Raw genomic sequence first — 14,044 nt, 5'->3', positions numbered from 1 at the left:
TTCTCTTCTTTACAAGCTTTACGCGAGCGCATCCAAGAAATCTTCGACCAACTCACATTTGAGCAGGTAATTTCTGTCTCTTCTTATAACTTTATCTTGGAAGCTCTATTCTATGCAGCTTCATATTAATTTGGTATTAGTTAACGTATGCTTCAGCCAAGCTAGGATTAATCTTTATGGCTTGGTCGTAATCCGCAATCGGATAACGAGAGAATTTTAGGATGAAGCAGTGAAACGAGATTCCATTTACTATCAAATTTTTAAGCGCTTTCCTGGGTTACTCTTTGAACTAGTTGATAATCCTCCTCTGCAAGGGCAAAACTATCGATTTGAATCAGTTGAAGTCAAAGAAACGGCTTTTCGGATTGATGGTGTATTTTTACCTCCAGAGGATGCAATATCCAGAGCGATATTTTTTGCTGAAGTTCAATTCCAAAAAGATGAAGCCCTCTATCATCGATTTTTTACTGAGTCGCTGATGTACCTGAACCGGAATCGTTCTCAGTACGATGACTGGTTTTGCGTGGTAATTTTTTCATCACGCTCTTTGGAACCAAGCGATCAAAAAACTCATCGAATATTTCTCAACAGCGACCAAGTGCAACGAATCTATTTAGATGAGTTAGGCACGACTAATCAGCAGCCAATAGGCATCAACTTGATGCAGTTGACTCTAGTATCGGATGAAGTGATGGCAGAGCAAGCAAAGCAATTGATTGAGCGGATAAAATTAGAGGAAACGGACACACTACCGCAAAATGAAATACTAGACATCATCACCACAATCGCCGTTTATAAGTTTTCTTCATTGAGTAGAGAGGAAGTTGAAGCTATGCTGGGATTGACTTTAGAGCAAACAAGGGTTTATCAGGAAGCGAAAGCCGAAGGTCGAGAAGAAGGTCGAGAATAAGGTCGAGAATAAGGTCGAGAAGAACGGGAAGCTGAAATGTTGAAACTTACCGTCCCTCTGTTACTAAAAACAGGGATGAGTGTGGAGCAGATTGCTCAACACCTCAATGTTGATATAGAAGCTGTCCAGATTGCCGCACAACAAAATACATAGAATGGGCATTTTATGTCTGTTGTCATATTTTTGCAAAATGACAAGAGCTTGATTAAAATCCTCAATTGCCCTTTTATGGTTTCCAGAGCGATCGCCTCAAAGCAGTAAATCGTAAAAAAGCTTGAAAAATGACTAAAGTAAGAAACTTTAGCACTGTATTTCTTATCAATTTTTGGCATAGTTCAGCGATCTCAAAGGTTTTAAGAGCCTCTTATTCGTATTTTTATTGCGAAGTAAAGGTGTAGCTAATAGATGGGAAAATGTTTGAATCTAATCTAAACTTACAACTACCAATCTCTTAAGTTGGGTATTCTCGAAAATTCTCTAAAATCACCAACGGTATCAGAAACTCTAAAAGATGGATAATACCCTTGAAAAACTAATCAAACAGCTTCATAGTAAACGTTTATCTGATAATGTAGCTAATGAAATTATTAAGCTTGGTAAACCTGCATTTGATTATCTATTAGTAAAAATAGATGAACCAAGCCTCACTGAATATCAAGTTATAAATTTACTGCGTATTTCATACCAAATGAAATATCATAATATTACACAATTCACTAATAAACTTTTATCAATTACTCAAGATAAAAGAATTGATGTGCGCTCAACAGCATCATTTTTGGCAATTTGTTTATTTCGGATAAAAAAAGAATTTCCTGAGTTAAATATTCCCTTGCAACGAGAAGCTCTAGCACAATTTCTTCACAAATCTTTAGCGATGGAACTACATCAAACGATTGGACAACAAGTAGAAAGTTTTTTTCAAGATTAAATTTAATTTAAGAGCTAATTCACTTACTTAAGCTAATAGCATTTTAAATTTACATTTACTTAAATCTACACACCATCAGTAATCATTAATTTACTGAAGCATAATCTATAGCCCTATAAGGTTCTATATGCTTGAATTTAATATCCAGCCGCAGGCTGGCGGATGGTTTATCTTCCCTGAAAGTGCTGGTTGCGAGATATATCAACCGCTTGACTATCGCTCAAAAATAATTGAGGGACAGGACGTATGCCAAATTGAAGTTTGTGGCTGCGAAGTATCGTTTTCATACGAAATGCATGGCATTCATGTTGTTTTCGAGTCAGGTATCATAACAAAACAAACAGCTTTTGCAATTGTGACATCAATCAGCGATCGTTTAGCAACCATCACAGGACAGCCAACTGTTGTTTATGATAGTTGATGGAATAAGTTTTTAATATGGAAAATTTTGATAATTATACAGACACAGCTAATAAGGCGATGAATCAGACAATGATGATACGCTATAAAAATAAAAAATCTTTAACTTAAAGAGACGCAATTAAGGCACATAAAAATATCAATATTAAAATGTGGTTTTAACTACGCCATTCAATTGAATTAGTAAGATAAACTTGCCGTGTATATGTCATCAAAGTACTTAGCTTCATCTAGTAACCAAAAAGGCATAAGCAATGAGCAAAGAAGTAGTCAAAGTAATATTATGGGAAGAAAATCAAAAAGATTTTCTAAAAAAGTTTTATGACCTCCAATTTACTCCCAGAGTAGGAGAGGAAGTTTACCTAAAAAAGGAAAGATGGAAAGTAACCAGGGTTGAGCATGATGTAGAAATTAGTGAGATTAATGTCTACATGGAATTAATCAAAAAAGCCAAGCAGGATAAATCATCTAATTCATAAATACAAGTAAATACACTCAACTATTATTAAAGGGAGGTTATGAGCCTCCCTTAATTATGAGAATAAATATATTGTCAAGTGTAATTTGTAAATATTTATGCAAACTGCGATGTCTACGACGGGCTACGTCTACACACCACAAGATTTGCAACCAAGCAGTAGCGATCGCACCGTATTTTGTCTGTAACGATAGACTATAAAAGTAAAGAAATGTAAATAAACTAAATTTTGCAACCGTGGAACACATCACATTGGGGCAAAATGGCCCAGTTGTTACACCTTTGTGCATCGGCACTTGGGCTTGGGGTGATAAACTATTTTGGAATTATGGCAGTGCCTACGGTCTAGAACAGTTACAAGAAGCCTTTACCGCAGCCTTAGAAGCTGGTATTACTTTCTTTGATACTGCCGAAGTCTACGGAATGGGAAAGAGCGAGAAATTTTTGGGACAATTTCTGCAACAGACACAACAACCTGTACAAATCGCTACAAAATTTGGCCCCCTACCGTGGCGATTTACAGCCCAATCCGTCTCGGATGCTTTAACAGCTAGCCTCAAACGGCTACAACTTGAGCGAATCGCCCTGTATCAAGTGCATTGGCCTTTTGCCTTCTTTTTAAGTCAAGAAACTTTGATGAATGCCTTAGCGGATGAAGTGAAGCGAGGCAGAATTGCTACAGTTGGCGTGAGTAATTACTCAGCAGAGCAAATGCGAGATGCGCATCAAATATTGGCGGCTCGTGGAGTGCCTTTGGCTGTGAACCAAGTACGCTATTCTTTACTCAGTCGCCAAGTTGAAAGCAAAGGTATTATCGCAACTGCGCGTGAGTTGGGTGTGACTATCTTGGCTTATAGTCCTTTAGCTCAGGGATTACTCACAGGTAAGTACAGTATTGATAGTACTGAAACTCCCACTGGTGCGAGAAAAATAGACCCGCGATTTAACAAAGAAGGTCTGCAAAAAATTGCGCCAGTTATATCTTTGCTACGCAACTTCGGGGAAAAATACGATCGCACTCCTGCTCAAGTCGCTCTCAACTGGTTAATTGCTCAGGGGAATGTTATTCCCATTGCTGGGGTGAAGACAGCCGAACAGGTACGGCAGAATGCTGGTGCTTTGGGCTGGAAATTGAACGATGATGAAATTGCAGAGTTAGAACAAGTTAGTCGTCCTTGGCTGTAGTAGTTTTGAACTACTCAAACACAGGAGGCCAAATTTCTGACACTACTAGCTCCCAACCTGGTAGTAAGTCTGGTAGTGTCAGTTTGTCGTTGTCTTGCAAAACTATTGGTTCTTGGTTGAGTCGATAAACTGTGAGCGTCAATTTGTCAGGATCGATCAGGATACCAACTGTACATCCAAGTTGTAGGAATAGCTGAATCTTTTCTACCAGTGGCTTGATGCGGTCTGACTTAGATTTTATCTCTACCATTAAGTCAGGCACCAGTTCCACAAAGTCACGCTTGCTTTTTTTCAGTCTATCAGCACGAACAAAAGATACATCAGGAGCGCGCAGATTTCGTTTTTCGTTATCAGCTTCTTTACCGTTTTCAGTTTCTAATGTAGGCAAGATGAAACCAGCGCTAGAACCTGTTACCCGTCCTAGCCTCTGTGGGCGCACCCAGTTGCCCAGTAACCTAGCTAACTCAGCACTTATTTCCTCTGACTCATAATCTGATGGCCCCATAACAACTATATTTCCATCTACCAGCTCCATCTGCCATTCTGGATGCTCTGCTTGTAGTTGCTCTAAGTCTGGAATAGTGAACATAAGACCACGAAGAATGCATCTTTAATTTATCTTCCTACAAACTGGTAAAAAAAATTACCCAAAAAGCCAAAAAGTCAAGAGCCAAAGTCAAAATCTTGACTCCTAACTCTCAACTCTCCAATTTTAGGTTTGGATTTTGGATTGAAGAAAAAACCTCAAATCTAAAATCCAAAATTGATTAACTTTGAACTGTTGACTAAGAAGCTGATTCTCTAGCTGTCGGTGAACCTATCTTTTTACTAGGAGATGCAGATGAATCCTGTCCACTTGTCCGTAGTTTGGGCTTGGGAGAAGAATGTCTTTCTTCACCATTACTGCTATCTGATTTCCACGCAGCACGGGGGCGATCGCTAGAAGATTCACGACGCTTACTGAGTCTTGGTTTGGGAGTGGAGGATTCCTCTTGGGGAATTTCCACGTCTGAACTCAACCAAGCGGGACGAGTTTGATCGTAAGCAATTTGCAGTGCAGCTGCGGCGATCGCTTGAGCATCATATTCTTCAATTAGTTCGCTAACAATTGGCAAGAATGAAGCCAAACGCTCACCCATCAAAGCTTCCCGCACCTGTTCTTGCAATTTCAGAATGTGTCTTGCTTCAATCTGGGCGCGTGTAGGAATGGACAGCAATTGCCAACTTTGGCGATTATGACGTTCAAATGTTTGCTGCTTGCGCCGCTCAAATGGTTGTACTAAAGAAATTGCTGTTCCTTCTTTACCAGCACGACCAGTACGACCAATGCGATGGACGTAGGTTTCTACGCTATCGGGTAAGTCGTAGTTGATCACATGGGAGAGTTGATCGACATCTAAGCCTCGTGCTGCAATATCAGTTGCTACCACCCAGCGAACTTGACGGTTACGGAATCTGCTTAATAACCGTTCTCGCGCTTGTTGCGACAAGTCACCGTGGTATTCATCGACACTGTGACCAGCTGCTTGTAACTGACTGGTGAGTTCTGCGGCTGTGCGTCTGGTGCGGACGAAGATTAAAGCTGTTTCTGGATCTTCCATTTCCAGAATCGGCTGTAAAGCTTTGGCTTTTGTCCAGTGGCGCGGGATCAGGTAAGCTACCTGATTAATTTTGTTGGGAGCGGCTTTTGGTTGCTCAACGGTGACAGTCGCCGGCGATCGCAAGAACTTGTTCACCAACATCCGAATCGATGGTGGCATTGTTGCCGAGAATAAAGCTGTTTGGCGTTCTACGGGCGCTTGCGAGAGGATTTTGATCACATCGTCGATAAAGCCCATGCTCAACATTTCATCAGCTTCATCCAATACAAACCACTTGACCTGATCGAGCTTTAAACAGCCGCGATCGAGCAAATCGATCACCCGTCCGGGAGTACCCACGACCATGTGAACGCCACGTTTGAGTTGTAACATTTGGCGGTCAATTGATTGACCACCGTAGATTGCTAACACCCGCAAGCCTTCATTGCCGATGAATTGGGCGATCGCATCGTGAACTTGCATCGCTAATTCACGGGTTGGTGTTAAAACTATGGCTTGCACGGCTCTTTGATTAATATCTAGCCGCTCTAAAATTGGCAGTGAAAATGCTGCCGTTTTACCTGTTCCAGTTTGAGATTGACCTACCACATCACGACCGGCTAGCAATTGGGGAATTGCTTGCACTTGAATGTTAGTTGGTTCGGTAAAACCGATTTTTTCTAGTTGTTCGACACGTTCTTGGGAAATGCCTAATTCTTGAAATGAAAGAGTCATTAATTCGTCCTAAATTTTATGTAAGGATTTTTGGATTAGTCATTTAGTCATTAGTTATTAGTCATTAGTCATTAGTCATTAAGTTATTGGCTAGTTAGTTAGCCAAGGGCGATAGCAAAGCCTCAACTTTTGGAGAAGCTATGCCCACGAGTGAGTCCCCGAATTTCAGGTAAACCCTCATGAAAACTGCCATTAATGCAGTGTGGATCTTGGGATAAGGGTGAATCTGTAAGGGTCATTTAACAAAAGACAAAGGACAAAAGACAAAGGACAATTTAGTTATTGACTACTTGACCATAGAGGTCGTATGTATCAGCGTGGTGAATCGCTATTGGCACGATGGTTCCTAACTTTGCCTGGCCTTTGACATACACCAGACCATCAACCTCTGGGGAAAATCTACCTGAACGACCGATTAATTCACCACTTTCAGGATTTTCTTGCTCAATCAGGACATCGACTATTTTGCCTACTTCCTGTTGATTTTTCTTTTGAGAAATCGGTTGCTGGATTTCCATCAGTTGGTATCGGCGATCGTCCATCACTTCTTGGGACAACTGATTTGGCAACTTATAAGCTGGAGTTCCTTCCTCAGAGGAAAAGGTGAAGACACCAACATGATCGAATTCATGCCGCTGGACGAACTCTAGTAGATGCTCAAAATGCTTGCTTGTTTCTCCTGGGAAACCAACAATAAATGTTGTCCGCAGTACGGCTGTTGGTAGCGCCGTTTTGATGCGATCTATAATCCCATCATTTACGCGCCCTTGCCAAGGGCGGTTCATGGCGCGGAGAATCTCTGGATGAGAATGCTGCAAGGGCAAATCCAGATAAGGCAGGACGTTGGGTGTTTCTTGGATGGCTGCTATCACTTCTGGGGTCAGTCCCGTGGGATAAGCATAGTGCATTCTGATCCACGGTATATCTACTTTCCCCAAAGCACGAAGTAATTCGGCTAATTTTGGCTGACCGTAAATATCTAGACCATAATTAGTAGTGATTTGGGAAATTAAAATAATTTCCTTTACCCCTTGACTAACTAATTGCTCCGCTTCGGCGACGATAGATTCAATAGTACGCGATCGCTGGTTTCCTCGAAGATGAGGAATTATACAAAATGCACAACGATAATCACATCCTTCCGCAACCCGAAGGTAAGCAACGCCCTCCGTTGTCGTGCGATAGCGCGGTGTAGTTTCGTCGGCAATGTAGGTTGGCTCTATACTAACCTGTTTGACCCGCTCGCCAAGTTCAACACGCTCAATTACATTTACAATTTTGTGATAATCGCCTGTACCCACAACGGCTACTGCTTCAGGCAACTCTTCCAAAAGTTGTTCTTGGAAGTGTTGCGCCATACAGCCAGTAATTACGATTTTTTTGTTTGCCTCTGCCAGTTCTACTAAAGTTCTGACAGATTCTTGCCGGGCCGCTTCAATAAAACTACAAGTATTAACAATAACGTAATCTGCTAACTCTTCATTTGTATCTACACCGTAGCCTGCCTCTACAAGCATTCCCAGCATGTGTTCTGTATCAATTCGATTTTTCTCGCAGCCCAAATGAGAAATGGCAATCGTTGGCTTGTCACCCATATTTTGAAAATATCTTCATTTTTTTCTTGTAATCAACATTCTGGTGCTAATTTCGCTTTTTTTCGATCGCTATCCTTCTAATAACAGTACAGTGGCAGATTCCCACTGTCAGCAACTATCCGTGGACTTATGACCCTATGAAATAATAAAAATAGAGGTCATGTTATGATATTTTTATCAATCTGTTCCCCAGGGTAAATTGAAGTGTCTTTGGGTACATTTGACACTTGTAATCTTTTTTAACAATTCCCCTATTGGTATTTTACATTACCACAGCGTGTGCGTTGTTAACCTACCCATCGGGAAGCCGCCCAAAGGGCTTGTTGTGAGAAGTCGCTACCCTCAGGGAAATCGACGAAAGCGACTACGCTTATAAAGCAGTAATGCTACCCTGGCGATTGGCAAGTCCGACGACTGGGTGCGGACAAGACGCCTAAACCACGGAAAGCTGCCTTGCGTCTAGTGAGTGGCAAACTCCTCTTGTAGCCAGGTTTTATCTTAACATATCTTATGGGAGGTTACACGCCAATTTCCATCTGAGGAAAGAGGCAATAAACCGACTATCATAAAACACATTTGACTAGTTAATGAAAAGTCAAGAGTCAAGGGTCAAGAGGAGCCAGTCACGTGCGGGGTTTTCCCCGTTGAATAGCCACTCTTATATAAAGGTTCCCGACCTTCAGGGGAGTGGTGATGAACTGGCGTTCAATAGTCAAAAAAATCTGGACTCTGGACTGTGCGAGGCGGATTAAAGACGTGGACTTATATCAGATATTTAAAACTCGCTCACCAATTATTGGCGTGGTTCACCTGCTACCACTGCCTACCTCACCCCGTTGGGGAGGTAGCCTAAAAGCGGTGATCGATCGTGCCGAACAAGAAGCCGCAGCCTTGGCAAGTGGAGGAGTTGATGGGTTGATTGTCGAGAATTTTTTCGACGCGCCGTTTACCAAAAACCAAGTCGATCCAGTAGTTGTGAGTGCCATGACCATTGTGGTGCAGCGGATACAGAATTTGGTAACTTTGCCTATAGGCTTAAATGTTTTGCGAAATGACGCCAAAAGTGCAATAGCGATCGCTAGTTGTGTACAGGCGCAATTTATCCGCGTCAACGTCCTCACAGGGGTGATGGCAACCGACCAGGGATTAATTGAGGGAGAAGCCCATCAACTACTCCGCTATCGACGGGAGTTGGGCTGTGATGTTAAAATCCTGGCCGATGTGTTGGTGAAACACGCCCGTCCTTTGAGTTCTCCAAATCTCACAGTCGCTGTGAAAGACACCATTGAAAGGGGTTTAGCAGACGGAGTAATTTTATCTGGTTGGGCTACAGGTAGTCCTCCTAATTTAGAAGATTTGGAACTAGCTTGTGGTGCAGCAAATGGCACACCAGTGTTCATCGGCAGTGGGGCCAATTGGGAAAATATTGATACATTAATGCAAGCAGCAGATGGTGTAATAGTTTCCAGTTCCCTAAAACGTCATGGACGCATAGAGCAACCAATTGACCCAATTCGCGTCAGTCAATTTGTGGAAGTTGCCCGTCGCAATTGGAACTCCAAAGGTGAAAGCAAGCCAGCAGAACAAGTGAAGTTACATTCTTAATTGGGGCATAGGGAATGGGGAGAAACAGCCCAATGCCCAATGCCCAATGCCCATTAACCAATAGCAGTTTATGATTCGCCGCCGTTCTACTCCTTGGATTCATAAATGGTCACGTCCATTGATTGCCGCGATCGCTGGATGTGGTGCCCTGATCACAGGTTATCTCACCATAGAAAAGTTAAGCGGAGGCAGTGCCGCTTGTGTGGCACAGGCTGGTACTAAGGGCTGTAATGATGTGCTTTCCAGTCCTTGGGCAACGGTTTTTGGACAGCCATTAGCTTTGTTTGGGTTTTTGGCATACACCAGTATGGTGATATTGGCTTTGGCTCCCTTGGTATTCAACTCAGGGGAAAACAATAACCGCAAACAATTGGAAAATTGGACGTGGTGGCTCCTGCTGGTAGGTGCGATCGCTATGTCTGTCTTTAGCGGCTATTTAATGTATGTGCTGGCATCTCAAATCAAAGCTATTTGTCCTTACTGTATCGGTTCAGCTTTGTTCTCTGTGAGTCTTTTGGTACTAACGATTATCGGTCGGACTTGGGAGGATATTGGACAAATCTTGTTTACCGCCCTAATTGTCGGGATGGTAACGCTGATTGGTACTTTAGGCGTCTATGCTGGTGTGAATCAATCAGATGTTACACCTGGAACTCCTGGACAACCCACAAAAATTACCTTTACTCCCAAGGAAAACCCCAACCCAGCGTTCGGTTGGGAAGTTACCACTACTTCTGGTGAGGCAGAAATAGCCTTAGCAAACCATCTGGCAAAGGTAGGTGCAAAGGAATACAGTGCTTATTGGTGTCCTCACTGCCACGAGCAAAAGCTGCTTTTTGGTAAAGAAGCTGAGGAAATAATCAATAATGGTATTAAGGTAGAGTGCGCCCCCGATGGACTCAAAGCTCAACCAGAACTCTGTAAAGCTGCAAAAATTGAAGGGTTCCCCACTTGGATCGTTAATGGTAAAAGCTATAGCGGAGTCCAAAACTTAGAGGAATTAGCGAAAGTTTCTGGTTACACAGGGCCTCAGAACTTCAAGTATTTTAAGTAAAGTACCTACACTGATATTCAGTAGTTCACACCCCATAGTCAACTGGATGAATACAGTAAAATCTGTTTCCAGTTGGCTTTTTTGTTTTTGGTAACAGATAATAGGTCTTATCCAATGCCCAATTACTAATTTTATTGCGGCTTTGCTCTGCAAATACTTAAGCTCAAGGAAATTAGCTAAGTACATTTACTTTAAAAAATGTATATTTTAATTTATTTTTATAGTTGAAAAAATTTTTATAAATTCTATTTAGCTCTTACTTGAGCTATGTTAGTCCGATAGTTAATAGCTATAAGAAATAGAGAATATTTCTGCCTATTAGGTGATGGAAATGAATCAGCAACTAGGCAAATGTTTTGTGAAGTTAACCTTTGGACTGAAACAATCGCTTAGTCGAGAACACAGAGAATTGAATACTGCGGCCAGCGTTGCAGTCTGCGTCCTGCTTTTGCACTCCATTGGATTATTGCAATCTTTGGAGTGGGGGGCTTTGGATCAATTTTTTCGCTTACGTCCAAATGAACCGCCAGAAAACCGGATTACGATCGTAGTGATTGATGAGGCTTATTTAAACGAAGTAGGTTCGTGGCCGATTCCAGATGCGAAGATTGCCCAGTTGTTGCAAAAATTAAATGTCCATAAACCCCGTGCGATTGGCTTAGATATTTACAGAAATTTACCAGTAGAGCCTGGTAATCAAGAACTACGTAATGTTTATCAGTCAACACCCAACTTGATTGGTATTGAACTACTAGCAAATGACAACAACAAAAACTTTAGTGTTTCGCCTCCACTGGGACTGAATCAAGATCAAGTGGGCTTCAATAACGTGCTGTACGATCTTGATGGTAAAGTACGTCGCAGTTTGTTGTATTGGCACGTTAAAAGTGAAGTACACGAAAGTTTTGCCCTGAAGTTGGCTTTATTGTATTTAAAGTCAAAGGGAATTACTCCCACTAAAGCAAAAAGTAACCCTGAGTATTTGCAATTAGGTAAGGCAGCATTTACTCGTTTTGAGGCTAATGATGGTGCTTATGTAGGAGCTGATGATAGAGGCTACCAAATTTTGAGCAATTTTCCCAAACCTAAATGTCAAAGTTCGTCTGGAGAATTTTGTAGTTTTCGCCAGGTATCGATGAGTGATGTACTAGCAGATAAAGTCAAAGCAAACTTAATCAAAGATCGGATTATACTTATTGGTTCGACTGCGCCCAGTCTCCCAGATTTTGTATTTATTCCCTACTCTAGCAGTGCAATGGGTCTAGCAGAGCCTGTACCTGGTATTCAATTGCAGGCTTATTTTATTAGTGAGTTAATCTCTGCTGCTGTTGATGGAAGACCATTACTCAAAGTCTGGCCTGACTTGGTGGAATACTTGTGGGTTTTTGTTTGGTCTTATCTGGGAGCCGCGATCGTATGGCGGATACGAAACGCAACTAGAAGTCTTCTCTGTATCCTAGTTTGTTGCTTTGTATTGACCGTGAGTGCATACCTTGCTTTCTTTTTATACGGTTGGTGGATACCACTCATTCCCTCATTGGTTTGCTTTGGTACTTCAGCTATTTGGATGACTAGCCATATTGCTCACATGCAGGAAGAGTGGAAACGTTCCAAAGAATTTTTGCATCACGTTATCAACACGATCCCCGATCCAATTTTTGTAAAAAATGAACAACATCAGTGGATTGTTTTAAATGAGGCGTATTGTCGATTTATCGGTTATCCAAATAAGTTTTTAATTGAAAAGTCAGACTATGACTTTTTTCCAAAACATGAAGCTGATGTGTTTCGACAACAAGACGATCTTGTGTTTCGGACTCAACAACCCCACGAACATGAAGAAGAATTTACAAATGCCGATGGCCAGACTCATCAAATTGCCACTAAGCGATCGCTTCACAAAGACTCAGCTGGCAATTTCTTTTTAGTTGGGGTCATCCGAGATATTACTCAGCGCAAGCTGATGGAAGAACAGCTCAAGCGTACTGCTGCTGAACTATCCCGCTCTAACAATGAATTAAAACTCAAAGAAGACCACTTACGTTATTTAGCGTATCACGACCCCCTCACTGGTTTATCTAATCGCGAATTTTTTGCCGAACAACTTTACGAGTCCTTACATTGGGCACAACACAACAACTTGTTGCTGGGACTGCTGTTTATCGATCTAGATGGCTTTAAGCAAGTCAATGATACTTTAGGACACGAGACGGGCGATCGCTTGCTAATGACCATTGCTGAAAGACTCAGCAACTCTTTACGCGTTAGTGATACAGTTTCTCGTTTGGGTGGCGATGAATTTACTGTGATTTTACGGGCAATACCTAACGTTCAAATAGCTGCTAAAGTCGCTGAAAAAATTTTAAGCAGTATTACCAAGCCAATTGTTTTGGATGGCTATACAATCCGAGTCTCTGCGAGTATTGGCATTAGTGTTTATCCATACAACAGTCAAGACAGTGAAACTTTGATGAAACAAGCTGATACAGCAATGTACCGTGCCAAGCGTCTTGGTAAAAATCGCTACGAGTTTGCTTAATTATTTAAGAGCCAAGCCTCCAGCTTTTTTCACTGTAGTTACAATTTTTACATTCAAATTATGACTTTAGACCAGAGACACGTCTAAGGCACTGTCTCGAAAAAATATAGCTTATATCTTGCGAGGTAATTTTTTCGTCAAATGCAGACCTGGTAAGGCTTTTTGGTTTGAGCGCTAAACCTCATAATTTAAGTCAAAAAATAATTAGCGATCAAAAATAATTTTCAAAATAAATTTAAAGTAATTTATTTTACATACATTTTTATACTGGTACTTATTTATTTATTACGCAAGACAAAATTTTAAAATCCTTTAATGAATATAGATATGTTGTTTTATCTTTACATATCTTTACTTATGAAATCTATAAACTATACAATTAGATAAGTATTATTTCATATTTTTTTGAACTCGCAATTTATGAAACATAGTGTTTATACTTAAAAGTATTAAGATATTATTAATATATAATGAAGTACTCAAAAAGCTGGCAGTAAATCATTGACATATCTAACTTGAGACTGATGTAAAAATCGCCTATTTGGAATACTACTTAAGTATGAAACCTATTTAATATCGGCAAATTAAGGTTAATCGACAAGGGAATACCACAATGATTTGTACAGTACTCGCAATAATTTCATAAAGTTAAAATACTTTTGTTGAAAAATCCAGTAAATATACGGTAGTAACTAAAAAATACGTTTTTAAATAAAAAAACTAGTAAATTTACCGAAATATATGAAGAGGAACTTCCGAATCGCAAAGTTTATGATATTCTGCATAGGTGCTTATTTACTGATCCCAAAAATTGCCGATTGCACAGGTATATTCAGTAGTGCAAGTGCTAATTCTTTTGGCCCTACTAGCAGTAATACCTTAATCGCCCGCAAGGTCAATTCTCAAAATTTACAAGACATATACATTCCACCAAATTATGGTGGTCCCGACAGTCATAATGGTAGCGGCACCCGCTGATAGCAATTTTGAATTTTAGATTCTGGTGAGCAAC

The 14,044-nt window shown here is 40.9% G+C and carries 12 protein-coding genes; 9 read left to right on the top strand and 3 right to left on the bottom strand.

Translation table 11 applies throughout. From position 1 onward, the window contains the following. Positions 1-229 precede the first annotated feature (229 nt). The 5 genes from RMY32_RS17650 (at position 230) to RMY32_RS17630 (ending at position 3,924) form a co-directional block, all read left to right on the top strand. Complete coding sequence (locus RMY32_RS17650) at positions 230-910, top strand: Rpn family recombination-promoting nuclease/putative transposase (RefSeq protein ID WP_409883307.1); 681 nt, start codon at positions 230-232, stop codon at positions 908-910. Between the two features lie 511 nt (positions 911-1,421). Beyond that, positions 1,422-1,841, top strand: a complete 420-nt coding sequence (locus RMY32_RS17645) for a hypothetical protein (protein WP_322710194.1) — start codon at positions 1,422-1,424, stop codon at positions 1,839-1,841. 127 nt (positions 1,842-1,968) lie between these two features. After that, positions 1,969-2,262, top strand: coding sequence for a hypothetical protein (locus RMY32_RS17640; RefSeq protein WP_322710193.1), 294 nt, complete (start codon positions 1,969-1,971; stop codon positions 2,260-2,262). A gap of 253 nt (positions 2,263-2,515) precedes the next feature. After that, positions 2,516-2,740, top strand: coding sequence for a hypothetical protein (locus RMY32_RS17635; protein WP_322710191.1), 225 nt, complete (start codon positions 2,516-2,518; stop codon positions 2,738-2,740). 236 nt (positions 2,741-2,976) lie between these two features. Then, entirely contained in the window at positions 2,977-3,924 is a 948-nt protein-coding gene (locus RMY32_RS17630; protein ID WP_322710190.1) for an aldo/keto reductase, read from the top strand. Between the two features lie 10 nt (positions 3,925-3,934). On the opposite strand, the gene RMY32_RS17625 is transcribed toward RMY32_RS17630, so the two are convergent. The 3 genes from RMY32_RS17625 to rimO all read right to left on the bottom strand — a co-directional run bounded on the left by RMY32_RS17625 (position 3,935) and on the right by rimO (position 7,834). Continuing rightward, positions 3,935-4,513 carry a Uma2 family endonuclease gene (locus tag RMY32_RS17625; RefSeq protein WP_322710188.1) on the bottom strand — a complete coding sequence of 193 codons (579 nt, stop codon included), beginning with the start codon at positions 4,511-4,513 and terminating at the stop codon, positions 3,935-3,937. A gap of 196 nt (positions 4,514-4,709) precedes the next feature. Next, positions 4,710-6,239, bottom strand: coding sequence for a DEAD/DEAH box helicase (locus tag RMY32_RS17620; RefSeq protein WP_322694482.1), 1,530 nt, complete (start codon positions 6,237-6,239; stop codon positions 4,710-4,712). A gap of 275 nt (positions 6,240-6,514) precedes the next feature. Then, a complete protein-coding gene (rimO, locus tag RMY32_RS17615) occupies positions 6,515-7,834 on the bottom strand; it encodes a 30S ribosomal protein S12 methylthiotransferase RimO (RefSeq protein WP_322710187.1) in 1,320 nt (439 codons plus the stop codon). 756 nt (positions 7,835-8,590) lie between these two features. Here rimO and btpA point away from each other — a divergent pair. From btpA to RMY32_RS17595, 4 genes are all read left to right on the top strand, one after another. Continuing rightward, positions 8,591-9,439 carry a photosystem I biogenesis protein BtpA gene (gene btpA, locus RMY32_RS17610; RefSeq protein ID WP_322694493.1) on the top strand — a complete coding sequence of 283 codons (849 nt, stop codon included), beginning with the start codon at positions 8,591-8,593 and terminating at the stop codon, positions 9,437-9,439. Positions 9,440-9,509: 70 nt separating this feature from the next. Beyond that, positions 9,510-10,493 (top strand): vitamin K epoxide reductase family protein, encoded by a 984-nt coding sequence (locus RMY32_RS17605; RefSeq protein ID WP_322710186.1) that lies wholly within the window; start codon positions 9,510-9,512, stop codon positions 10,491-10,493. Between the two features lie 331 nt (positions 10,494-10,824). Further along, a complete protein-coding gene (locus RMY32_RS17600) occupies positions 10,825-13,032 on the top strand; it encodes a CHASE2 domain-containing protein (RefSeq protein WP_322710185.1) in 2,208 nt (735 codons plus the stop codon). Positions 13,033-13,803: 771 nt separating this feature from the next. Continuing rightward, complete coding sequence (locus tag RMY32_RS17595; protein WP_322694486.1) at positions 13,804-14,010, top strand: hypothetical protein; 207 nt, start codon at positions 13,804-13,806, stop codon at positions 14,008-14,010. Positions 14,011-14,044 lie beyond the last annotated feature (34 nt).

Source organism: Nostoc sp. ChiSLP03a, from assembly GCF_034531215.2.
GTDB lineage: Bacteria > Cyanobacteriota > Cyanobacteriia > Cyanobacteriales > Nostocaceae > Nostoc.
This window is presented reverse-complemented; position numbering and strand designations above follow the sequence as displayed.